Annotated in this window: 25 protein-coding genes; 19 read left to right on the forward strand and 6 right to left on the reverse strand. The window is 52.9% G+C overall.

What is annotated here, in order from left to right; translation table 11 throughout:
• Window positions 1-41: 41 nt before the first annotated feature.
• The gene (locus B3007_RS13980) at window positions 42-1721 is read right to left on the reverse strand and encodes an HDOD domain-containing protein (RefSeq protein ID WP_068437300.1); all 1680 of its coding nucleotides are present in this window, start codon (window positions 1719-1721) and stop codon (window positions 42-44) included.
• 163 nt (window positions 1722-1884) lie between these two features.
• On the opposite strand from B3007_RS13980, the gene motA reads away from it, so the two are divergent.
• A complete protein-coding gene (motA, locus tag B3007_RS13985; protein ID WP_068437303.1) occupies window positions 1885-2736 on the forward strand; it encodes a flagellar motor stator protein MotA in 852 nt (283 codons plus the stop codon).
• A 13-nt stretch (window positions 2737-2749) separates the two neighbouring features.
• Window positions 2750-3772, forward strand: a complete 1023-nt coding sequence (locus B3007_RS13990) for a flagellar motor protein MotB (RefSeq protein ID WP_301376813.1) — start codon at window positions 2750-2752, stop codon at window positions 3770-3772.
• A gap of 9 nt (window positions 3773-3781) precedes the next feature.
• Here B3007_RS13990 and rsgA read toward each other — a convergent pair whose 3' ends face one another.
• Window positions 3782-4807, reverse strand: coding sequence for a small ribosomal subunit biogenesis GTPase RsgA (rsgA, locus tag B3007_RS13995; RefSeq protein ID WP_301376812.1), 1026 nt, complete (start codon window positions 4805-4807; stop codon window positions 3782-3784).
• A 99-nt stretch (window positions 4808-4906) separates the two neighbouring features.
• On the opposite strand from rsgA, the gene orn reads away from it, so the two are divergent.
• Window positions 4907-5449, forward strand: a complete 543-nt coding sequence (gene orn / locus B3007_RS14000) for an oligoribonuclease (protein WP_068437311.1) — start codon at window positions 4907-4909, stop codon at window positions 5447-5449.
• Window positions 5450-5528: 79 nt separating this feature from the next.
• Here the strand turns inward: orn and B3007_RS14005 are convergent, their stop codons facing one another.
• Together B3007_RS14005 and B3007_RS14010 are read right to left on the reverse strand one after the other, a co-directional pair.
• The gene (locus B3007_RS14005) at window positions 5529-6263 is read right to left on the reverse strand and encodes a glutaredoxin (RefSeq protein WP_301376811.1); all 735 of its coding nucleotides are present in this window, start codon (window positions 6261-6263) and stop codon (window positions 5529-5531) included.
• A gap of 58 nt (window positions 6264-6321) precedes the next feature.
• Window positions 6322-7137, reverse strand: coding sequence for an SDR family oxidoreductase (locus B3007_RS14010; protein ID WP_301376810.1), 816 nt, complete (start codon window positions 7135-7137; stop codon window positions 6322-6324).
• A gap of 196 nt (window positions 7138-7333) precedes the next feature.
• On the opposite strand from B3007_RS14010, the gene B3007_RS14015 reads away from it, so the two are divergent.
• The gene (locus B3007_RS14015) at window positions 7334-7804 is read left to right on the forward strand and encodes a Dps family protein (protein WP_068437323.1); all 471 of its coding nucleotides are present in this window, start codon (window positions 7334-7336) and stop codon (window positions 7802-7804) included.
• A gap of 38 nt (window positions 7805-7842) precedes the next feature.
• On the opposite strand, the gene queG is transcribed toward B3007_RS14015, so the two are convergent.
• Window positions 7843-8931, reverse strand: coding sequence for a tRNA epoxyqueuosine(34) reductase QueG (gene queG / locus B3007_RS14020; protein WP_301376809.1), 1089 nt, complete (start codon window positions 8929-8931; stop codon window positions 7843-7845).
• Between the two features lie 66 nt (window positions 8932-8997).
• On the opposite strand from queG, the gene B3007_RS14025 reads away from it, so the two are divergent.
• The 13 genes from B3007_RS14025 (at window position 8998) to B3007_RS14085 (ending at window position 23067) form a co-directional block, all read left to right on the forward strand.
• On the forward strand, window positions 8998-10518 hold the full coding sequence (locus B3007_RS14025) for a bifunctional ADP-dependent NAD(P)H-hydrate dehydratase/NAD(P)H-hydrate epimerase (protein WP_068437329.1): 1521 nt from the start codon (window positions 8998-9000) through the stop codon (window positions 10516-10518).
• A complete protein-coding gene (gene tsaE / locus B3007_RS14030; protein ID WP_301376808.1) occupies window positions 10518-11018 on the forward strand; it encodes a tRNA (adenosine(37)-N6)-threonylcarbamoyltransferase complex ATPase subunit type 1 TsaE in 501 nt (166 codons plus the stop codon). The genes B3007_RS14025 and tsaE overlap by 1 nt, the downstream gene beginning before the upstream one ends.
• Entirely contained in the window at window positions 11006-12340 is a 1335-nt protein-coding gene (locus B3007_RS14035) for an N-acetylmuramoyl-L-alanine amidase (RefSeq protein ID WP_273087633.1), read from the forward strand. The genes tsaE and B3007_RS14035 overlap by 13 nt, the downstream gene beginning before the upstream one ends.
• A gap of 16 nt (window positions 12341-12356) precedes the next feature.
• Entirely contained in the window at window positions 12357-14246 is a 1890-nt protein-coding gene (mutL, locus tag B3007_RS14040; RefSeq protein WP_068437334.1) for a DNA mismatch repair endonuclease MutL, read from the forward strand.
• On the forward strand, window positions 14246-15220 hold the full coding sequence (miaA, locus tag B3007_RS14045) for a tRNA (adenosine(37)-N6)-dimethylallyltransferase MiaA (protein WP_301376807.1): 975 nt from the start codon (window positions 14246-14248) through the stop codon (window positions 15218-15220). Before mutL ends, miaA begins: the two co-directional genes overlap by 1 nt.
• A 216-nt stretch (window positions 15221-15436) precedes the next feature.
• Window positions 15437-15682 carry an RNA chaperone Hfq gene (gene hfq, locus B3007_RS14050; protein ID WP_068437341.1) on the forward strand — a complete coding sequence of 82 codons (246 nt, stop codon included), beginning with the start codon at window positions 15437-15439 and terminating at the stop codon, window positions 15680-15682.
• 199 nt (window positions 15683-15881) lie between these two features.
• Window positions 15882-17192: a ribosome rescue GTPase HflX gene (gene hflX, locus B3007_RS14055; RefSeq protein WP_068437344.1), complete on the forward strand. Its 1311-nt coding sequence runs from the start codon at window positions 15882-15884 to the stop codon at window positions 17190-17192.
• 123 nt (window positions 17193-17315) lie between these two features.
• Window positions 17316-18503 carry an FtsH protease activity modulator HflK gene (gene hflK, locus B3007_RS14060; RefSeq protein ID WP_076516530.1) on the forward strand — a complete coding sequence of 396 codons (1188 nt, stop codon included), beginning with the start codon at window positions 17316-17318 and terminating at the stop codon, window positions 18501-18503.
• Window positions 18503-19372, forward strand: a complete 870-nt coding sequence (gene hflC, locus B3007_RS14065; RefSeq protein ID WP_068437364.1) for a protease modulator HflC — start codon at window positions 18503-18505, stop codon at window positions 19370-19372. Before hflK ends, hflC begins: the two co-directional genes overlap by 1 nt.
• A 119-nt stretch (window positions 19373-19491) precedes the next feature.
• A complete protein-coding gene (locus tag B3007_RS14070) occupies window positions 19492-19692 on the forward strand; it encodes a DUF2065 domain-containing protein (RefSeq protein WP_068437367.1) in 201 nt (66 codons plus the stop codon).
• A gap of 10 nt (window positions 19693-19702) precedes the next feature.
• Complete coding sequence (locus B3007_RS14075; RefSeq protein ID WP_076516532.1) at window positions 19703-20869, forward strand: ATP phosphoribosyltransferase regulatory subunit; 1167 nt, start codon at window positions 19703-19705, stop codon at window positions 20867-20869.
• A 36-nt stretch (window positions 20870-20905) separates the two neighbouring features.
• A complete protein-coding gene (locus B3007_RS14080; protein WP_076516535.1) occupies window positions 20906-22198 on the forward strand; it encodes an adenylosuccinate synthase in 1293 nt (430 codons plus the stop codon).
• 410 nt (window positions 22199-22608) lie between these two features.
• Complete coding sequence (locus B3007_RS14085; RefSeq protein ID WP_297533871.1) at window positions 22609-23067, forward strand: acyl-CoA thioesterase; 459 nt, start codon at window positions 22609-22611, stop codon at window positions 23065-23067.
• Between the two features lie 60 nt (window positions 23068-23127).
• Here the strand turns inward: B3007_RS14085 and B3007_RS14090 are convergent, their stop codons facing one another.
• Window positions 23128-24651 (reverse strand): carbon-nitrogen hydrolase family protein, encoded by a 1524-nt coding sequence (locus tag B3007_RS14090; RefSeq protein WP_068439052.1) that lies wholly within the window; start codon window positions 24649-24651, stop codon window positions 23128-23130.
• 424 nt (window positions 24652-25075) lie between these two features.
• Here B3007_RS14090 and B3007_RS14095 point away from each other — a divergent pair, with 424 nt between their 5' ends.
• The gene (locus B3007_RS14095; protein ID WP_301376806.1) at window positions 25076-25978 is read left to right on the forward strand and encodes a metallophosphoesterase family protein; all 903 of its coding nucleotides are present in this window, start codon (window positions 25076-25078) and stop codon (window positions 25976-25978) included.
• A 22-nt stretch (window positions 25979-26000) separates the two neighbouring features.
• Window positions 26001-26270, forward strand: a complete 270-nt coding sequence (locus B3007_RS14100; RefSeq protein WP_273091815.1) for a hypothetical protein — start codon at window positions 26001-26003, stop codon at window positions 26268-26270.
• The last annotated feature ends 1 nt before the right edge of the window (window position 26271 follow it).

Below are 26271 nucleotides of genomic sequence, written 5' to 3' on the forward strand. Positions count from 1 at the left end.
CGTTGGCACGAAGTGTATCTGAGAGACCACCCTGTGTCAGGTCACGACGTCTGTCGCGCGGCCTTATGGGCCTTACCCGCGGGTTTATTTTTCTGGGCACTGAGCTGTCGGAGAGAAGCCAGCCCCTGACTGGTGGTTGTGCAAAGTTGGCGGAATCGCTGATATTGCGCCTTCGTGATTTCTTTATTGTCAGAGTTCGCCGCAATGACAATCCCGATAGGGTCGCGACCAGCATGAACGGACATAAGCATCAGCTCTTTTGGAAGTGCATCCGCAAGCTCCGGCGCCATGCCTTTGAAATATCGTTCACAGGTGGCTGGCGTGATATGAACAGCTGCTGACTGTTTCATCAACTGACGGAGTAAAGGAGCAACCTGTAACGGGATGCTGGTACTCGACAGAGGCATCAGGCCCTCAGGATTCTCCGAGTAAACTGTGCGCAAGGATGAGCGGTTCTTTCCTGGCAGCATAACTATTGCATGATCGATTCCTATGCCCAGATGGATACCTTTTAATACGCCCTGCATCAGGTAGTGCCAGTCACCGAAGCTGGCAGGAGACTCAGATAACTGCCCCATCAACTTAGAAAGGTATGCGCTGCCGTGATGAGCAGGCTTGGCTGTTGATTGGGTTTCGGGCGCTGACACTTCAGCGGCATCGGCCTCTGAGCGTACTTCAGGTCCTGTCTGCACGACCTCAGCTGGCATGTCCGCGCGCGAAGCTGCAGCTGCAGGCGCAGCTTCTGGCACGGGCGTCCATTTAGGGTAAGACAGCGCCTCAGGTTTCGGTGTAGTCAGCAACGCGATACCAGAGGCCAGAGCTGATTTCCTCAGGCGCGCTTCATCGAGCTGTATTTTCCGGCTCTCGCTGACCAGTGTTGGGTACTGCCGGCCCTGCGCATGACTACTCAAAGCGAGCCAGCGGTGGCTTCGCTCTCCCTCCGGGTTCATATGCAGGTGCCATGCGGTGCCAGCGGCGGTAAGTGCGAGCATAGAAGCGCTCTGGCTTTTGTGAATCAGCTGCCGCCCGGTGTCCAGGTCTCTCGGGTCCTGTTTGCGCAGACGTCGCCAGTCTTTGCGTTCTGGCAACTTATCGCGCTGGAACATATCGGCAACGGGCTCAGGCAGATTATGCCGCCGTACAAGGCGCTTCCAGTTCTCGGGCGAGTTGCCGAATACCTTGCGAGAGGCCGTTCCCAGATCATCTCCTTCGCTCAGGTAATGAAACCAGTTATGGCTGGATTTATCGAGTAACAGCCATGGCCATAGAATCGAGTTTGCCAGCATGGCTGACCAGTACGCTGTGCTGGTAGGGGTGCCTTTCGCACTGGCCCACTGTGCAGCCAGACAACCGGCCATGTGCGCAGTGTATAGCGCCTGTCGATAGACCTTTTGCGAGGCATCCTTTGGATGATCTTCAATGACCGGGAGCTTTTTCACCAGAATAATAAGCTCCTGCATACCAAGCAGTGCCAGGCAGTTGTAGACGCCGTGAATCTGTTCGCGGCAACCGGGATTGTGGTTGACTGCCTTCTGTAGCAGGTGCCAGCAGAGTGCCGGGTCTCTTTCCGCAACAGGCACCAGCGATTCAAAGCTGACCTGCGGATTTCTAAGTTCGACCCTTAACGCATCCCGCGTTTCTTTCAGGATCGGTAAGTCACGGAACGCCAGTACGGCCTCCCATTGGGCGGCGCTGGGCGTCTGGAGCGCAGAATTCTGCATGGAGAGAGTGTTCCCGGTTTGTTAAACGGTCATTTGTATCCTTTACTTACTATAGTCGTGATGCGTATTTCGTCCCGTGTAATCTGTGTGTCTTTTTTGTCACGGAAGGGTTTCGGTTCGCATTCTGAGTTAAGTGCGGAGTACCGCTGAGGAAATTGGCTGGATGCTATTTGTAGCAGGTGTCGTGATTGTTTTTGGCAGTGTCCTGTATGGCTATGTGATGTCGCATGGTCAACTGCTGGCATTGTGGCAACCATTCGAGATACTGATTATTGTCGGCGCCGCCTTCGGTGCCTTCCTTCTATCGAATCCATGGCATGTTGTATGGTCATCATTTCGTCTGATTCCGAAGGTGATCATGGGCGGCAGTGTTCCTAAAACCATGTATATGGATGTCCTGGGCCTGCTTTATGACATCCTTAACAAAGCACGGCGTGAGGGCATAATGGCCATTGAAGGCGATGTCGAAAACCCTGATACCAGTGCTCTGTTTGCCCGTTATCCGGCCATTCAGGCGAATCATGAGCTGGCTGTCTTTATTGCCGATTACTTCCGTATTATCGCTGCGGGAAACCTGACATCGTTCGAACTTGAGTCTCTGATGGATCAGGAGATCGAAGCGCGCATGCACGAGCTTGAACAACCCGGGATGGCTGTCAGTAAGGTGTCTGATGCTCTGCCGGGCTTTGGTATCGTGGCGGCTGTACTCGGTATTGTGATTACCATGGGCGCGATAGGCGGTGACATTAACGAGATTGGTGCCCACGTCGCCGCCGCACTTGTCGGTACCTTCAGTGGTGTGCTTCTGGCGTACGGTCTGGTCGGACCTATTTCGTCGGTGATGCGTCATATCGCTGAAGAAGAAATCAAACTGTACGAAGCTGCCAAGGCCTGCATTATTGCGTCACTGAATGGCTTGCCACCTCAGTTGGCCGTGGAGTTTGGTCGTAAGTCATTGTTTACCCATAAGCGTCCGACCTTTAACGAAGTCGAAAGCAAAGTGCGTAGCCGCTGATGAGTGATGACTGATGGAGAAGCTGAGCCCACATCAGAATATCGTTGTCCGTCGCTATAAAAAGGGCAAACACGAAGAGCACGGCGGCGCCTGGAAAGTCGCGATGGCCGATTTCGCGCTGGCGATGATGGCCCTGTTTCTGGTGTTGTGGGTGATTAACTCCTCGAACGAGCAGGAGCGTGAAGCCATTTCCGGCTACTTTCAGGACCCGAAAGCGTTTGAGGAAGGCAAGCTAGTGCCATCCAAGTATGTGATTGACCTCGGTGGCTCGCCAACGACCTCAGATAATATTGCCGTTTCAGAGAGTATTGACCCTGAGAAAATTCTCCAGGCTGACGAGATCGAGAGCCTTGCTGACGCGATTGAACAGCGGCGCATGGAGGAAATGAAGGCCAAAATTCAGGCCATGATTACCGCCAGTCCGACGCTCAGCCCGTTCAAAAATCAACTTCTGCTGGATCTGACGACAGAAGGTCTGCGTTTGCAGATTGTGGATCAGACCAATCGGCCAATGTTTGATCAGGGCAGCGCTCATTTACGCTACTACTCTGAGGATATTTTATGGGAGCTGGCGCCCATGTTGTCCGGGCTCGATCATCGTTTACAGATCACGGGTCATACCGATTCGTCCGGGATAGCCAATCAACGTGATGAAGATGACGTAAATTGGGGGCTTTCCTCTCTACGGGCAGACTCTGCGCGGCGGGCCTTGATGGAAGCCGGCGTACCTAAGTCACAGATTGCTCAGGTGATCGGTATGGGTGATACCGCACCACTTAAACCAGATGACCCGGCAGCGACAGTCAATCGACGCATTTCAATTACCCTGCTTAATAAATCGCTCGATGAGGGGATCAAGGGCCGCAGTGGCAGTGATGCTGATATTGAATTTATAAATGGTGACGGCGGAGCAGAAGACCCGAGAACTCCGACGATTAATCGCACTGGAACCATGCTCGAAGAGCTGCAGGAAAGACGTAACCGGGCAGACAATCCTTACGATAACCCGCCCAATAAAGAAGAAGTTTTCTGGTAGTACGCTGACTTACAGTTCGGTCAGCGTACTCAGAATCCGTTTGTAGCTGAAGAAGCGTTCGTCACTGATCTCACCGTTTTCCAGTGCTTCAATGATGGCGCAGCCAGGTTCAGATTCATGTGCGCAGTCGCGGAAGCGACAATGACCAGCAATGCCTCTCAACTCGCGGAAACCATACATCACTTCCTCTGGTGACATATGCCAGAGCCCGAATTCACGAATCCCTGGAGAGTCAATCAGATCACCGCCGGCAGGAAAGTGATAGAGGCGTGCAGTCGTGGTTGTATGTTTGCCCTTACGGGTATTTTCAGACAAGGCACCAATGCGCAGGTCTTCCCCCGGAAGCAGAGTCGCAATCAGGGACGACTTGCCCACCCCGGATTGACCCACAAAGACACTGACCCGGTCATTCAGGAAGGTTTTCAGATCAGCCAGGCTGTCTTCGTCTTTGCTGCATACCCGCAGCGAGCGGTAACCGAGTACTTCGTAGTCGCCGAGCAACTCGTCGAAGTACGGCTGAATCTCTTCGTCAATCAGATCGATTTTATTGAGAAGCAGAATCGGTTCGATACCACAGTTCTCAGCAGCGACCAGATAGCGGTCAATCAGATTGCGGTGGGCGTGAGGTTCGGGAGCAATGGTCAGCAGAATGTTGTCGATATTCGCTGCGACGGGTTTGATCTCGTTGTAAGGGTTTGGGCGTGATAACTCAGATTCACGTTCCTGCACCATCTCGACGACGCCGGTCAGTACACCGTTATTCTCAGGCCCCGGGCGGAACACGACATGATCGCCCGTGACCAGAGAGCCGAGGTTAGCGCGGAGAAAGCAGCGGTAGCGGGTGCGGTGCTCGTCTTCAACCTCAACCTGAGATCCGAAGTGAGCGATAATCAGCCCATGCGTCTCTTCACCCAGTTCGCCTGCGCTCAGCTGATCTGAAATATCACGCTCTTTGCGTTTAGCTCGTGAAGCCTTTTCCTGCTGGATTTTTTCAATCCGCCAGGCCTGACGCCGGTTTAGTTTGCGCTTTGCCATATCCGCTCTGATTTGTGAGATGGCGCTATTGTCGCGGTTGGCTGGGTTTGGTGCAACTTGCTAGACTGATATCACCAACATACTTACTGAGAATGCGACATGAGTCAGAAAGATAATCTGGTCTGGATGGACCTGGAGATGACAGGTCTTGAGCCAGAGCAGGATGTCATTATTGAAATCGCGACGATCGTGACCGACAGTGACCTCAACGTTATTGCCGAGGGGCCTGTAATTGCGGTGCATCAGCCAGACGTTTTGCTGGATGCGATGGACGAATGGAACACCCGTACCCATGGTAACTCAGGTCTTACTCAGCGCGTCAAAGACAGTACGCAGGATGCCCGTGCTGCAGAGCTGGCGACCATCGCCTTTCTGAAAGAGCACGTTAAAGAGGGTGCATCGCCACTGTGCGGCAACAGTATTCACCAGGATCGACGTTTTCTGGTGAAGTACATGCCTGAGCTTGAGCGCTATTTCCACTACCGCAATATCGATGTATCCACGCTGAAAGAGTTAGCCCGTCGCTGGAAGCCCGAAGCTGTCTCTTCATTCGAGAAGAAAGGGGCGCATCAGGCGCTGGATGATATTCGTGAGTCCATCGCTGAAATGCAGCACTATCGTAAGCACTTTTTAGCCGTGTAAGAAAAAAGCGCCGCCAGCAAAAATGCTGGGGCGCTTTTTTATTTCTTTCCGTTGAAAGTTGATTCAGAGAAGCATCAAATCAACGAAACAGAAGCATCCAGAGCGCCATTCCTACCATCATCAGGTTTTCCGTCATGGATATCGCGCCAAGGGGAACATTACTGTTGCCACCGACACAGGCGCATTTCAGCTCCCGTTTCTGAATATAAACGGCTTTATAGACGGATGCTGCGCCGATACTACCGATGAATAAGGCGACAAGCGCAACCAGTGGTGTCCACACCATAGCGATCATACCTATGCCGGCGAATGCCTCTGCGAACGGGTAGATCTTTGAATAGGGGACGTACTTCTGGGCCAGCAGGTCATACCCGAGGAACTGCAAAGAGAATGCTTCGAGATCCTGCAATTTCTGAATCGCCAGCACACACATGCTGAAGGCGATAAACAATTCAAACCATCGGGCACCAAAGAAACTTCCACTTAACATGTGAGAAGCGCCCAGAGCCATCAGAAGCGTGACAGAAAAAATCGCAATGATCGGGGTGTAGCTTGTTGTCTTCTCTTTCTTACCTGACTTACCAAAGTGATCTTTCAGGGCGTCGTAACCACCGATGCGCTTTCCATCGATAAATGTTTGCGGAGTCGTTTCGACCTCATGTTCTTTTTTAAACGCGTCGGTTTCTTCGCGGGTCGTTAACCAGTGGTCTTCGACCTGAAATCCTTCGCGTTTTAGCAGGTCGAGAGACTTTAAACCGAAAGGGCAGATGTGTTTTTCCATCACCATACGGTATATAACGGCTTGTTTACTCATGATTCACCTCCTGTGAAAGTCGACCTGCTTTCTGTTCACAAGTTCATTCACGGAGGAATCAGGTTAACGCCATTTTCCGAACCATCTTATAAATCACGCTCGGGAAAAGTCGCTTAATGATGGGGCCCATACCTTCTTTGCCTTTGGCGATAACGACCTGTTCTTTTTCATTGGCTACGGCATTTAAGACTTCGGCTACTGCCTCATCGACGGCCATGCCGTTTTTGATGACGGTGTCCTCAACCTTCTCCTGAGCCGTGCCTTCACGGCGGGCGGTATCGATAATATTGGTGCGTACGAAGCCCGGACAAAGCGTTGTAACCCGCAATCCTTTGTCGTGTACTTCAGAGCGCAAAGAATCCATAAAACCAATAATGGCGTGCTTCGATGAGCAGTAAGCCGAGCGGTAAGGAATGCCGATCAGTCCGGCGATACTTGAGGTGGTCACGATATGCCCTGAGCCTCGAGCAAGCATGCCGGGAAGGACTTTACGGGTAATTGTCACCTGCGAGAAATAATTCAGTTCCATCACCTTGCGATAAATATCGGCATCGGTTTCATTGATCAGCGAGCGCTGTGTGATACCTGCGTTATTGAACAGGTAATCTACGGTGCCGAGTTCGTTGGCCGCCTTGTCAGCGGCGTTGATCACGTCGGCTTCATTCAACATGTCGAGCGGCAGAACAGTATGTGTTTCTGGACTCTGACAGGCGTTTCTTACCCGCTCAAGCTCGTCTGTTCGGCGGGCGGACAGGATCAGGCGAGCGCCCAGCTTGCTCAGGTCATAACAGAGTTGTTCTCCAATGCCGGAAGACGCTCCGGTAATCCAGATAAGTTTGTTATTGAAGACAGACGTCAGATTCGTGTTCGCCATATGCTGCACTCTTGTTCAGGCAATATTGAGGAAATATTAGTAACGGAAGAGCATCGACATTGGCAGAGCTCCGGAAAAGCGTCAAATGTTTCCAGTACATATTTTTGGAACATATTTGGGGAGCATATTTGGGGAACAAAGCCAAACAGGCCCTGTCATTAAAAGGGAGTGATTCATTTTCAGAAGGAGTACACGTATGACTTCGATCGACATTGGTATCAATGAAGAAAGCCGCAAACAGATTGCAGAAGGTCTGAGCAAAGTTCTGGCAGACTCTTACACCCTGTACCTGCAGACCCACAACTTCCACTGGAACGTCACTGGCCCTCAGTTCCGTGAATTACACCTGATGTTTGAAGAACACTACACCGAGCTGGCCGAGGCCGTGGATGATATCGCCGAGCGAATCCGTACTCTGGGGTTCACCGCGCCGGGTACTTACAAAGAGTTTGCGCGTCTGAGTTCTGTTGAAGAAGTGGACGGTGTACCTGAAGCTAACGAGATGGTCGATATCCTCACGAAAGGACACGAGCAGGTTGTACGCACCTGTCGTAGCGTTATCAAAATGACTGATGAAGTCTTCGATGAAGGTACAGCTGACCTGCTGACGGCTCGTATGAGCCTGCACGAGAAGACTGCCTGGATGCTGCGTGCACTGCGCCAGTGATAGGTAATCGTTAAGATGACCACTGGAAAGGATGGTCTTCAATGGCCCTGCTGTTGCAGGGCCCAGTTGATGTGTTCATCAACCAAGCCTGAAATTTTTCCTTTCTGATTTTTCAACGCTTCCTGCACTTCAATACTCTGTGGGGCATTTCCTAAAGCTACCGATATATTCCGCATCCAGTTCTCGTAGCCGGTTCGCCGGATCGGCATACCTTCGGTTTTTTTCAGAAAGGTTGCTTCATCCCACTGAAACAGTTCAAGCAATGTTGCTTTGTCCAGCTGGTGGCGAGGGGTGAAGTCGGGTTCTTCGCTACTTTTACTGAAGCGATTCCAGGGGCAGCCAATCTGGCAGTCGTCGCAACCAAAAATACGGTTGCCGATGCCGCTGCGAAGTTCTTGCGGGATAGGCCCATCGAGTTCGATGGTCAGGTAAGAAATACACTTTCTCGCGTCGAGAACATAAGGGCCGACAAAGGCCTGAGTCGGGCAGATATCCAGACACGAGGTACAGCGGCCGCAATGATTCTTCAGTGGAGTGTTATTTGGCTCGAGCGGCAGATCTGTGAGAATTTCACCCAGAAAAAAATACGAGCCCGCCTTGCGGTTCAGAACCATCGTATTTTTACCAATCCAGCCGATTCCCGCCTGTTCTGCGAGAGCCCGCTCGAGAATGGGCGCGCTGTCGACAAAGGCACGGAAACCAAGGTCGCCAATCTCAGACTGAATGCGTTTTCCGAGTTGCGTCAGGCGTTTGCGGATTAACTTGTGATAATCGCGCCCCAGCGCATAACGAGAAATATAAGCATTGTTTTTATCCTGCAGATGCTTAGCTACCTCAACACCGGGCGCCAGATAATCCATGCGCAGGCTGATCACACTGAGCGTGCCGGGAAGCAGCTCATCGGGCAGAGCACGCATCGGTCCCCGTTCCGTCACGTGATCGGCCATATAGCTCATTTCACCGTGATAACCGGCATCCAGCCACTGTTGTAAACGATCGCCGTGCTCACCTGTATCGACGCTACTGAACCCACACTGCTGAAAGCCAGCCTCGAGCGACCATTGCGTAATATCATCACGCAACTTCTGTAGTTGTTCTGGGGTAAGTACTGTCCTGGAGGATGTCATTCTGGCCGGGCTGCCCTGGGACTTATATAATCCCGGCAATGTATCACAAGCGCAGGCCCAACCGCGATGAAGCGACCTTACACAGGCTATGACCATCTTCCCGGAAACATCGACAGCGTTGCTGGCGTACGGGAGCTCGACCGGCTGATTATTCAGCGCATGGGAGACAATGGCTACAGTCTGATGCGACAGGCTGGCGAAGCGGCATTTGAATGCCTGCGTGAGCGTTGGCCCGAAGCGCAGCACCTGTGCATTCTTGCCGGTGCTGGCAATAACGGTGGTGACGGCTGGGTAATCGCTGCATTAGCAGTCGAGCAGGGCCTGTCGGTAACTGTTCTGATGCTTGGCGATGTTACCCGACAAAGCCCATCGGCGACCGATGCCCGGCACATGGCCGAGAGCGCCGGTGTCGTTGCCCGTGAATTCGATGGCAATCTGCCCGCAGATGCTGACCTTCTGGTTGATGGCTTATTAGGTACAGGCCTGAATGCGGTCGTACGGGGTGAGTTTGCCGAAGCGATTAAGGCGATGAACGAACACCAGGCGCCGGTATTCGCTCTTGATATTCCTTCTGGCCTGAACGCCAGTACCGGCATGATTATGGGCCATGTGGTTCAGGCAGATGCGACGATGACCTTTATCGGTATGAAGCCAGGTCTGTTGACCTGCGACGGCCCGGACTGCTGTGGTGAACTTCACTACGCGGCTCTCGGGTTAACCGATGCAGAGCGGCAAGCGGTTTCTGTACTGGCGCAACGAGTGAGTTATCACACGCTTACTCAGGATGCCCCCTTACTGCCTTCCCGACGCGGTAACTCCAACAAAGGAAACCATGGCCATGCGTTGCTGATTGGCGGCGAAACCGGCTTCGGCGGTGCTATTGCTATGGCCGTGGACGCCTGCTGTCGTACTGGCGCAGGCCTGATCTCCTGTGCGACGCGCCCGGCCAATGTCTCCGTGGTGCTTGGTCGGCGCCCGGAGTGTATGGCGGCGGCGATTAATGCCGGGCTTGAAATGCAGCCCCTGATGGAAAAAGCGTCAGTGTTGGCCTGTGGCCCCGGACTCGGGCGCAGCAGTTGGGCAGAGTTGCTTCTGCAGCAGGTTCTTCAGAGTGACTATCCGGTCGTGCTGGATGCCGATGCATTGAATATTATTGCCTCTCCGGGCTGGCAGACGGAATTTCCCGAGCGTGACGTCGTGATGACTCCGCACCCGGGCGAAGCTGCACGGTTGCTGGACAAGTCCGTAGCGGATATTCAGTCCGATCGCCTCGGTGCGGCGCAGGCAATTGCTGAGAAATACCATGCGGTTGTTATTCTCAAGGGGCAGGGCAGTATCATTGCTTCTCCCGAAGGCGAGCTGGCGATCTGCACGGATGGCAACCCGGGCATGGCGACCGGCGGAATGGGTGATGTTCTTACGGGTGTGATAGCCGGGCTTCTGGCTCAGGGGTTAACGCCATGGCAGGCGGCTGTTCGTGGCGCCTGCCTGCATAGTGCCGCTGCTGATCTCGCGGCCGCAGAGTCCGGGACGCGCGGACTCCTTGCGACAGACCTGATGCCATTTATCCGACAATTGGTGAACTGATGACTGAGAGCAATCCACAGACTACTGACCAGATACGCCTGACCGGCGAAGATGAAATGGTCAATTTTGCAGGCCGTATGTCATCAATACTGATGGGCGGTGGCTTGGTATTTCTCGAAGGTACTCTGGGCGCTGGCAAAACTACCCTGAGTCGCGGGCTGATTCAGGCGCTCGGTCATACTGGCCCGGTGAAGTCCCCGACCTATACACTCGTTGAAGAGTATGATCTGCCGGAAGGCCGGGTTTGTCATTTTGACCTCTATCGTCTGGGAGACCCGGAAGAGCTTGAGTACATGGGGATTCGCGAATATCTGACGGATGGAACTTTGTGCCTGATCGAGTGGCCTGAGCGTGGGCGCGGTGTATTGCCCGAGGCCGATCTTGCGATTCATATTGACGATGTAGGTGAGGCACGTATCCTCAACTGGCAGGCAGAGACAGATAAAGGGGCACAGTGGAGCAGGCAACTGCAGCAGCTGGTAAAAGAATGGCAGGAATAATTAAGCGGCTGATCGCGTTTTTCGTCGTGACACTCTGTGTGCTGCCAGTATGGGCAGACGTCAGCGACGTACGCATCTGGCAGTCTCCCGATAAAGTCCGTCTGGTGCTCGACCTCAGCGGACCGCACGAACATAAAATCTTCCAGCTGACCGGGCCGGACCGCATCGTCGTTGACCTTAAAAATGCGTCGCTGAAAATGTCGTCGTTAGAAAAGGTAGCCGACGATTCCAGCGAAGTGATTCGTGTGCGCAGTGGACGCCGCAACAAGACCGACCTGCGTCTTGTGGTAGAAACCCGCGCGACGATGAAATATCGCAGCTTCCCGTTACCCCCTTCTGAAGGGGTGTCTCACCATCGACTGGTCGTAGATCTTGAACGTCCTCAGTCAGAAGCGTCTATGAGTGCGCCTGATATCGTTAAGAAAGCAGAAACCTACGAAACCGACCAGCGTGACATTATTATTGCCATCGATGCCGGGCACGGCGGCGAAGACCCCGGAGCCCTTGGCCCTGGCCGCGTGATGGAAAAACATGTGGTTCTGGCGATATCCAAAGAACTGCAACGCCTGCTGGATCAGGAAACTGGCTTTGCCCCCTTTATGGTCCGCACCGGCGATTACTACATCGGCTTACGTGAGCGCTCAGAAAAAGCCCGTAAAGCGAATGCCGATTTCTTTGTCTCTATTCATGCCGATGCGTTTAAGCACCCCAGTGCCAGCGGTAGCTCGGTATTTGTGTTGTCAGACCGGGGAGCGACCAGTGAGACGGCACGCTTTCTTGCCGACAAAGAAAATTCGTCCGACTTAATTGGTGGTGTCAGCATTGGTGATCGTGAGGATCACCTGGCGATGACGTTACTGGATCTGTCGATGACGCATAAGCGCACCGCCAGTGTTTCGATTGGCGATGAAATTCTGCAGGAAATGGGCAAGATCAGTAAACTGCACAAGAAGAACGTCGAAGAAGCCGCATTTGTCGTACTGAAATCACCGGACATGCCGGCGCTACTGGTAGAAACAGGATTTATTTCAAACCCTGGCGAAGCCCGGCAGCTGAAAACCAGCGCTTACCAGAAGAAAATGGCGCGTGCGATTTTCAACGGCATTAAAGATTATTTTCAGAATAATCCTCCGGCCGGAACCTTGATGGCGGCGCGTAAGAAAGCAGCACAACAATACATCGAATACACAGTCCGTAGTGGCGACACTCTTTCTGAGCTGGCAGTTCGCAGCGGCATGGGAATGTCTGAGCTGCGCAAACTGAATGGCCTGAGCAGTAACTCGCTGAGAGTCGGCCAGAAACTGCGTATTCCAAATTCCTGAACTTTCAGTCTGAGCTATGAGCCGAATACACCTGTTATCGCCACGTCTTGCGAACCAGATTGCTGCGGGCGAAGTTGTAGAACGTCCAGCCAATATCATTAAAGAGTTGGTCGAAAATTCGCTGGATGCTGGTGCTCAGCATATTGATGTTGATGCCGAGCAGGGTGGCATTAAGCTGCTTCGCGTTCGTGATGACGGGCACGGCATCGGCAAAGACGACCTGCCTTTGTCTCTCAGTCGCCACGCCACCAGTAAAATTACTACGCTGGATGATCTCGAAGCCGTGGGCACAATGGGTTTCCGTGGTGAAGCCTTGGCGAGTATCTCGTCGGTATCGCGTCTGACTCTGACCTCCAGAGAGAAAGGCTCAGATGAAGCCTGGCAGGTGAAAGCGGAAGGGCGTGATATGCAGGCGGAAGTCAGCCCGGCAGCCCACCCAACAGGCACCACGGTTGAAGCGCGTGACCTGTTTTTTAATACGCCAGCACGACGTAAGTTTCTGCGTACAGAAAAGACAGAATTCTCTCACCTTGAAGACACACTGAAAAAGCTCGCACTCAGTCGCTATGACGTTGCTTTTACGCTGCGTCATAACAACCGCGTCATTCATTCGTTGCGCCCTGCGGCCCGGACGATTGATCGTGAGAAACGGGTGGCAACACTGCTTAATCCGCAATTTATGGATAACGCAGTGCACATTGAAACCGAAGGTGCGGGCCTGACAATTGAAGGTTGGGTGGGTTTACCGACGTTTTCGCGTTCGCAGGGGGATATGCAGTATTTCTTTGTGAACGGCCGGGCGGTGCGTGACAAACTGGTCGTGCACGCGATTAAACAAGCCTACCGTGATGTGCTTTATCATGGTCGTCATCCGGCGTTTGTACTTTATCTCTGGTTGGACCCGAAGCTGGTGGACGTTAACGTTCACCCGACCAAGCACGAAGTGCGCTTCCGCGATGGTCGTCTGGTGCATGATTTTATTTTCCGTTCTCTGCACCGCGCTCTGGCGGACATACGCCCGGAGCAGCCGACCGCGAATCTGCAGCCAAGTGCAGCTCCGGCGGCAACAGGTACAGAGGCGGGAGAGTTTCAGGGACAGAATCGGCTTGACTGGCAACAGCCTGCTAACGAACGAGTTCCCTTCTCTGCAACCGCTGACGGCGCCGCGACCTCAACAGCTCAGAATTTTTCTGGCGGTTCTTTTGGTCAGAGTTTTTCTGACAGTCGTCCGGGGCAGGGCGCAGTGGCTGAACAATTACGCAGTTACGAACAGCTGAATCAGGGAGCGCCACAACCACTTCCTGAATCCAGTGCAGAAGACCTGCCGCCACTCGGGTTTGCCGTCGCTCAACTGCATGGCATTTATATACTCGCGCAGAATGCTCACGGTCTGGTGGTCGTGGATATGCACGCTGCACACGAGCGAATTACCTACGAGCGTTTAAAAGTCGCGGTGGATGAGCAGGGCGTTCAGAGTCAGCCTTTGCTCGTGCCCGAAACTCTGCACGTCAGTGAGCGTGAGGCCGATGCGGCAGAGCAGTTCTCCGATGAATTCCGTCAGTTCGGCGTTGAGCTGGCGAGAGTGTCGCCAGAGAGTCTGATGATCCGCCAGATTCCGGTATTGTTGCAGCAAGCAAATGTCGGGCAACTGATCACTGATATGCTGAGTGATCTGATGGAGCATGGCGCCTCGGACCGGATTCTTGCCCATCGCAACGAACTGCTGTCGACCATGGCGTGCCATGGTTCTGTACGGGCAAACCGGAAACTGACCCTACCTGAAATGAATGCTTTGTTACGGGATATGGAAGCCACCGAGCGCTCCGGACAGTGCAACCACGGGCGACCGACCTGGACTCAGATGACGATGTCAGAGTTGGATAAGCTCTTTCTGCGGGGCCGCTGATGTCAGAATCCTTACCTCCTGTGAGTTTACCGCCCGCGATTTTTCTGATGGGGCCGACGGCCTCAGGTAAGACGGCACTCGCACTGGAGTTGGTTAAGAACCACGATTGCGAAATTATCAGTGTCGATTCAGCGCTGGTCTACAAAGGCATGGACATCGGTACCGCCAAGCCGGACGCCAGTATGCAAGCGCAGGCACCGCATCGTCTGATTGATCTGATTGATCCGGCCGAGGCATACTCCGCCGCTAATTTCCGTGAAGACGCTTTACGCGAAATGGCAGACATTACCGCCGCAGGCAAAGTGCCATTGCTGGTAGGTGGCACCATGATGTATTTCAAATTTCTCCGCGACGGTGCTGCAGATCTGCCAAAAGCCGATGAAGCAATCCGGCAGCAGCTACTCGAAGAAGGCCTTGAGAAAGGTTGGCCGGCGATGCATGCGCGGCTGGCAGATATCGATCCTGAGTCCGCACGTCGCCTGAAGCCTATGGATTCTCAGCGTATTCAGCGTGCGCTTGAGGTGTATCTGATCTCTGGCAAAACACTGACGGAGTACTGGGCCGAGCAACAGACCGAACCGCTGCCCTACCATGTCGTGAACCTCGCGGTATGCCCGGCAGAGCGCAAGCGTTTACACGAACGCATCGCTGAGCGTTTCCGTATTATGGTGGCCGATGGTTTTCTCGACGAGGTAAAAGCGCTGCGTGCCCGTGGTGATCTTGATAAGAATATGCCGTCCATCCGTTGCGTTGGATATCGTCAGGCGTGGGACTATCTGGATGGTGAATACGACTACGACGAGATGATAGAACGGGGCATTATTGCGACGCGCCAACTGGCCAAACGTCAGATCACCTGGCTGCGTAGCTGGCCCGATCTTCACTGGCTGGATACCGATGATCCGGATATTGTCAGAAATACCTTGAAAATACTCAGCACCAGCGCCATATTTAGCTGTGAGAACGGCTGCTGACCGTATTGAATTACCATAACAATGCGGAATTCGGCATTCTCGGGCTGAACCCGACGACCAAATATGTGTCTGTACAGATGATCCGGTTTAGGTGTACCGGTTTATTTCATGGCCTCCATGTTAGTTTTGGGGCAGGTTCTGGCCACCAATGGGGCAATCTACTATTACTTCGCCGACCGCAGATTGGAAGGCACTCTCTCATTTAGGAGAACGACTATGTCAAAAGGGCACTCTTTACAAGACCCTTATCTGAACCAGCTTCGTAAGGAGCGTATCCAGGTTTCCATCTTTCTGGTTAACGGCATTAAGCTGCAGGGGCAGATCGAATCATTCGATCAGTTCGTTATCCTGCTGAAGAACACCGTGTCTCAGATGGTTTATAAGCACGCAATTTCTACTGTTGTTCCTAGCCGCAATGTGCGTCTGGCACCAGCAGCAGAACAGGGTGAAGGCGAGGAATAATCGCCCGGCCTGATCAGGGGCTTTGCCGTAAAGAGGGCGGGCCCGCTGATATTCCCACCATCCGACTGAAACAGCCGCAGTGTTGTGATTGAGCGTCTGAGGCATCATTGTGTCTCGCATCTGCTATTTTTTATCGGAAGCATCCGGTACGACCAGATTTCCAAATTCTGAATAATCGCCGACAAAGGTACATCTATCTGTGTTTTTTGAGCGTCCTGACAGTGGTGGTGAAGAAGCCATCCTCGTACACGTCGACTTCCCCGAAGGAGCGAACCGGGAGGACCTGAGTGAATTCCGTGAACTCGTTATCTCTGCGGGGGCTGACCCGGTAGATCTGGTAACGACCAAGCGGGATGTACCTCATGTAAAAACGTTCGTTGGTAAGGGCAAGGTTGAAGAAATCGCTGAAGCGGTGCGTATGCACGATGTGAGCCTGGTGATTTTTAACCATGCACTGACACCCAGTCAGGAGCGCAACGTTGAACGTGAAATTAAGTGCCGGGTGCTCGACCGTACCGGCCTGATTCTCGATATCTTTGCCCAACGCGCTCGTACCCACGAGGGTAAGTTACAGGTTGAGCTGGCACAGCTGCAGCATCAGTCGACCCGTCTTGTCCGTGGCTGGACTCACCTTGAACGTCAGAAAGGTGGTATCGGTATGCGCGGGCCGGGTGAAACTCAGCTTGAGACTGACCGACGTCTTCTGCGGGAGCGGGTGAAAAGTATTCATGCCCGTCTTGAGAAAGTAAGGGCACAGCGTAACCAGAGTCGCCGTGCGCGTAAGCGCTCAGATGTACCGACCGTTGCTATTGTCGGATACACCAATGCGGGTAAATCGACTCTGTTCAATGCACTGACGCAGGCTGAGGTCTATGCTGCAGATCAGTTGTTTGCAACGCTTGATCCGACCTTGCGACGTCTCGAAATTGATGACGTGGGTGAAATCGTTCTGGCGGATACGGTTGGATTTATCCGACACCTGCCCCATAAACTGGTAGAGGCATTCCGTGCCACTCTTCAGGAAGCGGCAGAAGCTGACCTGTTGATGCACGTGATCGACTGTGCCTCGGATGAACGGGAAGGCAATATCGAGCAGGTTGAGCTGGTACTTGGAGAAATTCAGGCGGATGAACTGCCTGAATTACGTGTGTACAACAAGATCGACCTGTTGGAATCTGGTGAGCCGCGCATCGACCGGAACGAGGATGGTGTCCCCGTTGCGGTCTGGGTGTCGGCACAGGAACGACTTGGTTTTGACCTGCTGTGTCAGGCGATGTCTGAGTTGTTGGGCGAAGAGATCTTCGAAGATCGACTCACGCTGGCGCCTGCGGATGCACGTCTTCGTGCAATTCTTTACGAAAGCGGTGGCGTTCAGGGCGAGGATTTTGCCGATAATGGTGACATCCATCTGCAGATTCGCATGCAGTTGCAAGACTTTAAACGAGCGTTATCTAAAGCTGAGGTTCCTGAGTCGCGCTTTATCGCGCAACCTGCAGATCCCTGGTTATAGCGAAAGTCGGCGGTTAGTTGCCCGATTCAATGCCTGATGGGCTGGCCGCTGCGCTCAAATCCGTTATCATGACGGACGTACTATTCATTTATGACAAAACAGCCACACTGACTGGAGTGATCTATGGCCTGGAATGAGCCTGGCGGTAATGGCAACAAGCCCAAAGACCCTTGGGGTAACAATAACAGGGGCAACGGCGGTGGTGGTGGTAATCAGCCACCCGATCTGGACGAAGTGATCCGCAAGCTGACTGATAAACTGAACGGTTTATTCGGCGGCAAGAAAAGCGGCGGAAATAACAACAACGGCGGTGATGGCAGCATCACAGGCTTTCTTGTTGTAGCCGCAGTCATCGCGGCAATTCTGCTAGCGATGAATTCTGTATACATCCTCGACACTCAGGAACGCGGCGTCGTATTACGTACTGGTAAGTTTGACCGCATCGAAGGTGAAGGTCTGAACTGGAAACTGCCAGTGATTGAAGACGTAATCATCGTTAACGCGACCCGTGTTCGTGAAACTGAAATCCGTGAAAGCATGCTGACCGAAGACGAAAACATCGTCGACGTAAAACTGAACGTTCAGTACCGCGTCACCGATCCTGTGTCTTATGCGCTGCGTGTTGAAGACCCTGAACTGACTCTGCGTGATGCCGCCGAAAGTGCGCTGCGTCATGAGGTGGGTTCCACCGAAATGGACCCTATCCTGACGACAGGTCGTGTGGTTCTGGCAGAAGCGGTTAAACAGCGTCTGCAGTTCTACATGGATGAGTACAACACAGGTATCACTCTGCAGAACGTGAACATTAAAGACGCAACCCCGCCAGCGGCGGTGAAAGAAGCGTTCGATGATGTTCAGCGTGCTAAGCAGGATAAAGAACGCACCATCAACGACGCAGAAGCCTACGCGAACTCGGTTGTTCCGGAAGCCCGTGGTCGCGCTCAGCGTCAGCTCGAAGAAGCCCGCGCCTACCGTGAGCGTGTTGTGGCACGTGCAGAAGGTGAAGCCGATCGCTTTACCAAGCTGTTAAGCGAGTACAACAAGGCACCAGCCGTTACCCGTGAACGTCTCTACATTGATGCCGTGACTCAGGTGTACAACAAGAGCAGTAAAGTTCTGGTGGACGTCGAAGGCGGTAACAACATGATGTACCTGCCACTCGATAAACTGACCCAGCAGGCTCAGGGTGTGGCTCGTCAGTCTGATCTCAGTGATGAAGACATCAAGCGCCTGACTGATGAAGTGATCCGTGAGGCTAACTCGCGTCGTACTTCAGGCAGTTCATCTACTATTCGTCGGGAGGGTCGATAATGTCACCTAAAGCATTTACTTCGCTGATCGTTATCGCGCTGGTGGTCCTGATTGGTAGCCAGAGCTTCTACATCATCAAAGAAACCGAGCGTGCGATTAAGCTGCGCTTCGGTGAGATGATTGACGACGATGTTCAGCCGGGCATCGGGTTTAAAATGCCACTGGCCGATGTCATCAAGCGTTTCGATGCGCGTGTACTGACGCTGGATACTCAGCCATCACGCTTCCTGACGTCAGGTAAGAAATACGTCATCGTTGATTCGTTCGCGAAATGGCGCATCAAAGACGTGCGTAATTACTACCAGGCGACATCGGGTGACCGCACTCGTGCAACGCTTCTTCTGGAAAACCAGGTGAACAAGGGTCTGCGTGACGAAATCGCAGCGCGCAGCCTGTACGAAGTTGTTTCTGGTGAGCGTGATCAGCTGATGACCAAACTGACCGCAATGCTCAACGAGCAGACGCAGGACGAGCTGGGTATCGAAGTACTGGATGTTCGCGTTAAAGCGATCGACCTGCCAGATGAGCTGAGCAATAACGTGTATCAGCGTATGTCGGCAGAACGTGGTCGTGAATCCCGTGAGATCCGCTCTGAAGGTAACGAGCTGGCTGAAGGTATTCAGGCAGACGCAGATCGTCAGAAAACGGTGATCGAGGCAGAAGCCTACCGGGAAGCCGAGCAGATCCGAGGTGAGGGCGATGCTGAAGCATCGCGCATCTATGCGCAGGCGTTCAATAAAGACCCTGAGTTCTACTCATTTACCCGCAGTCTGAAGGCTTACACTGAGACCTTCGAAGGCAACGACGTTCTGTTGCTCGATCCTAAGAGCGACTTCTTCCGTTACCTGAACGACTCCAAAGGGAACTAATGGCAGCCGGGCCTGAACATGTTTGCATGTTCAAGCCCGGTCAGCTCTGGTAGAATCCCGCAACCGGGCTGGTAGCCCGGTTTTTTTGTGCAATTCTGTTTTACATCAAGGTAGAGAAAGTGTCCGCAGAAGCCTGGCATACACTGGCGGTGGCCGTCAGTCTGGTGCTGATTATTGAGGGCGTTATTCCCTTTCTTTACCCCGCACGATGGCGCCAGCTGGTGATCCGGATGGCCGAGACAGATGACCGCACCATGAGAATGATCGGGCTCTTCAGCATGTCGCTGGGGCTCATCCTGCTTTACCTGTTTAACAATTGAAGGCTGGACAATGACTGGAGCTGACCGTTGGCTGCTGCCTGATGGCATTGACGAAATCCTACCGCCACAGGCGCGTCGTATCGAACAGTTACGCCGCCATCTGCTCGATTATCTCGATAACTGCGGTTATGACTTCGTTATCCCGCCGGCGCTGGAGTATCTTGATTCACTGCTGACTGGCACAGGTAAAGACCTGGACCTGCGCACTTTCAAAGTGACCGACCAGTTGTCAGGTCGCCTGATGGGATTGAGCGCTGATACGACACCACAGGTTGCCCGTATCGATGCACACAGCCTTGCTCCGGAAGGCACCAGCCGTCTGAGTTACTGCCGTACTGTGTTTCACACGCGTCCGGCATCACTGCTGGCCAGCCGCACGCCAACTCAGATTGGTGCAGAGCTGTATGGCGTAGCTGGCACCAGTGCCGATGTCGAAATCATCAGCGTGATGCTCAGCCTGTTGTCTGAAGCCGGTATCGAAGGTGTTCACCTTGATCTGGGTAATGTCGGTGTATTCCGCGCGTTAGCCGACAGTGCTGGACTTAGTGATGAGCAGCAGAGTGAACTGTTTGACCTGCTCAAGCTTAAGTGTCAGACGGATACACTGGCGTGGGTTGAGCGTGAGCTGAGTGACAGCCGTTTAACCGAAGCATTCAGCCTGGTGGCTTCAATGCAGGGCAGTGCCAGTGCACTGACCGACAAATTTGCACGTTTAGCTGAACTGGTGCCGGTAGCGGCGCAGCAGCTGAGCGATATGACACAGGCAATTGAAGCGCTGATGCAGCGTTTCCCTCAGGTATCAATCACCTGTGATCTGACAGAATTACGTGGTTATGATTACCACACAGGTCTGGTATTTGCGGCCTATGTGCCGGGTTACGGTGATGCTGTAGCTCAGGGCGGTCGTTATGATGAAACCGGTGCTGATTTCGGGCGAGCACGTCCGGCAACCGGTTTCAGTGCAGACCTTAAAGTACTGGCGGCTCTCGGTCAGCGTCAGTTTGAAGCAAAGGAAACCGTGGCCGCTCCTGCGTCGGATGATCCGTCGTTATGGCAGGCAATCACGGACTTACGGACCAAAGGATACCGTGTAGTGACCGAAGCGAATGGTGATGTTGCAGGGGCGTCTCAGCGACTGCAGCAAAACGATGGCCAGTGGACACTGGTCAGCGCCTGAATTTTTAAATTTAACGACTGAGTGAAAGATTCTGCCATGGGCAAAAGCGTTGTTGTTCTGGGCACCCAGTGGGGTGACGAAGGTAAGGGTAAAATTGTTGACCTGCTGACTGAAAAAGCAGCGGCCGTCGTCCGTTTTCAGGGTGGCCACAATGCAGGTCATACCCTGGTAATTAACGGTGAGAAAACTGCACTCCACCTGATCCCGTCCGGCATCCTGCGTGATGGCGTTCGTTGTGTCATCGGTAATGGTGTGGTTCTGGCGCCAGATGCTCTGTTGAAAGAGATCCGCGCGCTTGAAGAGCGCGGCGTACCTGTGATGGATCGTCTGCGTATCTCTCACGCTTGTCCTCTGATTCTGCCATACCATGTCGCTCTGGATCAGGCGCGCGAAATTAAGCGTGGTAATGCGAAAATCGGCACGACAGGCCGCGGTATTGGCCCGGCGTACGAAGACAAAGTTTCTCGCCGTGGACTACGTGTTGATGACATGTATCAGCCAGAGTTTGCTGACAAACTGAAAGAAGTCATGGAATACCATAACTTCTCTCTCGTGAACTACTATGGCGTTGATCCGGTCAGCTACGAAGAGACACTGGCTGCCTGCATGGACTGGGCTGCTCAGATTAAAGACATCGTTGTTGATGCTGTTGATCTGGTGCACACAGTGCGTGAAGACGGTGGCGACATCATGTTTGAAGGTGCTCAGGGCACTCTTCTGGACATCGACCACGGTACATACCCGTTCGTAACCTCGTCTAACACCACTGCCGGTGGTGTGGCGACAGGCTCTGGCGTTGGTCCTCTGTATCTGGATCAGATTCTGGGTATCACTAAGGCTTATACGACCCGTGTTGGTTCTGGCCCATTCCCGACGGAACTGTTTGATGACGTCGGTAAGCACCTGGCAGATGTCGGTAAAGAGAAGGGCACGACCACTGGCCGTGACCGTCGTTGTGGTTGGTTCGATGCTATGCTGGTTAAGCATGCAATCCGCGTTAACTCTATCAACACCATCTGCCTGACCAAGCTGGACGTTCTGGATGGTCTGGACACCATCAAAGTGTGTATCGGTTACCAGGACGAGAATGGCAATGCGTTGAAAGTACCAGCGTCTGCTGACCAGTTCGAGAAAGTGACTCCGGTCTATAAAGAGCTGCCGGGTTGGACTGAAACGACCTTCGGTGCCAAAAGCATTGACGATCTGCCAGAGAATGCACGCGCTTACATCCGCTTCGTAGAAGAAGCGATTGGTGCGCCGATCGATATTATCTCTACCGGCCCGGACCGCGTTGAGACTATTGTTCTTCGTCACAGCTTCGAGCTCTGATTACGACGTTCGCTCGTAATGCTCCTAAGACCCGCCTCGGCGGGTTTTTTATTGCCTGACGAAAAGCTGACGATTTGGCAGTAACCAATCAAAACCGACGTGTGGCTTATCTGTTTTCTGACGTTTCTTTAATTCCCGTTTCCAAGGAGCCGGTTCAAGTTTCTCAGGACGTGTTCGTGGCCGGATAAGTCTTGCCGTTATGACTAATGAAAAAGTACTAGTCCGTGTTTATAAAGTTCTCCCTTGCCAACTTTGACTGGTACTTTCTTCGTATATTTGATTAATTTTCACCCTTTCTTTTTCAGCGGGCATAGTCGTTGCTCTAGTACTTCTGTCGGCGCTGACTGACACCTTTTCTTATCGCTGGCCACGATGGCGAGCACCAATGAAGTATTAATGGGGCGATTATCATGCTGGATTTATACGATTATCCGATTGTTGTTGAGATACCCGTAGCGTGGGGCGAAATGGATTATTTCCACCATGTGAATAACACGGTGTACTTCCGTTATTTTGAAAGCGCGCGCGTTAAATACGTCGAAGCGATCAAAATTGAAGAATATATGGCTAAGACGGGCATGGGCCCGATTCTTGGTAGCACGAGTGCTAAGTTCCTGGCACCGCTTAAGTACCCGGATACCATTAGTGTTGGTATAAAAAGTGTGAAACTGGATTCCGGCCGCATCGTTCAGGAATACGGCGTGTGGAGCCATGAGACGTCACGCCTGGTCGCTAAAGGTGAAAGCACCATGGTCTTTTTTGATTATAAAAAAGGCCGCCCGTGTGACATCCCGGAAGGCCTTCGTGAGAACATTCTGAAGTTAGAGCCATATCTGGCCGAGACCAATAAAACGACGGAATCTGCCTGAGCGTAGTCTCAGAATTGCCGGGATGCCTGTTCATCAGCATCCCGGCTTTTCCTCTCTGTCTTACTTCTTGATAAGGACGTCGTACAGGTCTTTGCGACGGTCTTTCAGGTTTCTGACCGACCCTTCGTTATGCAGAATACGTAACTTATCCATATCCAGATCCGAAAACAGCAGCATCTCTGTATTTGCTGTCGCCTCAGACAAAGTCGCATCATGCGGGAATGGGAAGTCCGACGGTGTCAGTACCGCGGACTGACCATACTGTACGTCGAGGCTCTCCACTTCTGGAAGGTTGCCAACGCTGCCTGCGATGACGACATAGCATTCGTTTTCAATGGCTCGGGCCTGGGCGCAGTGGCGTACACGCAGATAGCTATTCTTGGTGTCTGTCCAGAAAGGCACAAACAGAATTTCCAGGCCTTGCTCCGACATGATCCGGGACAGCTCCGGAAACTCAACGTCATAGCAGATCTGAATACCCACTCGGCCTGCGTCAGTTTCAAATACCTGTAGTTTGTCGCCGCCTTTAATGACCCAGTCATTTTTCTCGTGCGGCGTGATATGAATTTTGCGTTGCTCATCCACCTGTCCGCTGCGGTGGCACAGGTACGAGACGTTATAAATCGCTCCGTCGTCCATGATCGGCATCGAGCCGGTAACAATATTCGCGTTGTATTCTACTGCCATGCGCGACATGGCATCGCGGATCGGATCGGTAAAATCGGCGAGAAAACGGATGGCTTCTGTCTGAGATGTCTGCGGACCAAGCCCCATCAGCGGTGCGTTAAAAAATTCCGGGAACACAATAAAGTCGCACTGATAGTCCGATACCGTATCGACAAAGTACTCGACCTGCTTCAGCAGCTCCTCCAGTGACTGAACGGTACGCATTTGCCACTGAACCGCGCCCACGCGTACTGTCGTTTTGCGGAACTCAAGAACAGTATCGGTCGGCTCATACAGAATATTATTCCATTCCAGTAGCGTCGCGTAGCCAACAGACTCAGAGTCTTCCGGCAGATACTTTTTCAGCAGGCGCTTTACCTGAAAATCATTAGACAGCTGGAAGGAGAGAATCGGGTCGTAAATCTCTTTCGTGTCGACCTTGTGGATAAACTCCATAGGCGACATTTCTTTGCGATAGGTGTGATAACTCGGGATACGGCCACCCGCAAGAATTGCCTGAAAGTTGTACTGGCGGCAAAGCTCTTTCCGGGCGTCATAGAGGCGTCGGCCAATCCGCATGCCACGGTGAGATTTTTTAATAACGACATCAAGGCCGTACAGCGCATCACCATCAGGATTGCTGCGGATAACGTCGTTAGCGCCAACAATATCCTCGTAGGTGTGGGGGTTGGAGAAGCGTTTGTAGTCTACCTGTACGGACAGGGCGATACCGACCAGAGTATCGCCATCAATGACGCCAATCTGTCCCTCTGGAAACTCTTCGATCAGGCGCTTAATCGTGTGCTTTGGCCAGGAGCCGCCCAGCTCCGGATAAGCTTCATCCATGAGTACTTTAATATCGGGATACTGCTTCAGTGTCAGGTTGCACAACTCAAGATGAAGACGTTCTGATGCCATGTATGTACTTCTCTTTTAAGAACGGGGAAATTTTTCTCTAATCTAGCAGGAATGCGGTTCTATTCAAAAAAATGCTGCCGACAACACAAGGTCGATAGCAGAGGACAACCACAGTCAGTGAGACCCGTTGCGGTAAAAAGGATTCAATATTTTCTGAAAAGAGTAATCCGCAATTGGGATAGTGCTGGCTAGTAAATGTAAGAGATACGCCCTGCGCGCGCGAGTACGCTTTAACTGTGTCGCTTAAATGACAGCAACAGCCTGTTGTCAGTAAAGACGAATCAGTGATGACATTGCATCAGCGCCTAAGTGCAGTACGGCAACGGAAATCTGGCCCGTATGGATTTTAGCGTCTGTCGGCCTGTCACAGAAACGACATTGCCTGTGGGCTTACTGAGTCCTCCAGAAATTTGGGGGACAATCCATGAATAATTCTAAAGTAATGGCTCACCTTGGCCTGTTGGCTGCCGCTGTGGCACTGACAGCCTGTGGTGGCGATAGCAACAACAGCAGTAACAGCAGTAACAGCAGTAACAGCAGCAACACTGAAACACCTGATACCAGTCTCGATACGCCAGTCGTTGAAGCGCCTCAGGCTGAAGCTCCACAGACAGAGGAGCCTCAGAATGAAGGCGTCAACGAAGAAGCGCGTTTCGGTGCTTTCACGGTAGGCGTACTGCCAGATACTCAGGGCGGCTCGGATGAAACCGGGCAGGCCCATGTGGCGATGCACCCGATGGACGAGGTGCTCAAACATCAGCTGGTAGCGGGTGTGGATCTGGTGATACCCGTAGGTGACCTGACAGACAAAGGCTCTGCGGTTGAATGGGAAGAGTGGACCAGCGTCGCGCGTCCCTACAAAACGCAGGGCATGGAATTTCTGCCAGTAATGGGTAACCACGAACTCAATTACTCGTACACCACCGGCTGGATTAACGCCATGCGTGAATTCATTCCGGAAGATGCGGTGCACATGCCGGGCTACGAATGGGTGAACTACTACGTTATCCGCGAAAACGTTCTGATCATCGGCCTCGCTTATTACAACCTGCCGCTGGCGATTAAGTGGATCGAAAATGTGGTCGAAGAAAACCGGGAAAACGTCGATCACATTGTTGTCGCGAGCCACGACGGCCTGATCGGTGCGAAATACGGTCTGACGCGTGAACAGATTGTCGAAGGCACGAAAGATGACGACTGGGTATACAGTGTCGCTGACGAAATTCGCGCGTTCTTCTCTGAACACGATGTGATTTACGTTCAGGGCCATGAGCACCAGTACCAGCGCTCACTGATTGCACGTGATACTGCCAGCCACAGCCACTGAATCCTGGGACATCTCTGACGCTGTGTCTGACCCTTACGCCGTTGCCTTTACCGCATCAGCAGGTGTGTCGGGTGGCAGTGTGATTCTGGCGCAACACAATGGCGAAGACTGGCAGCCTCTGGCTGATGCCAGTTGCATCATCGATGGTATGTGGCTGGAAAGCTATGTCGACACGCCGCCAGCGCGTGACGGTGCCTGTGCTGAACAGCCGCTGCTCGGTTATGACAGCGACGACAACATCTGGTGGACGGTATTGAACGAAGACGCCGAGCTGGCTCTGATCAGCCGTTAAT

The organism is Thalassolituus sp. UBA675 (assembly GCF_002297765.1).
Taxonomy (GTDB): domain Bacteria; phylum Pseudomonadota; class Gammaproteobacteria; order Pseudomonadales; family Oceanobacteraceae; genus Thalassolituus.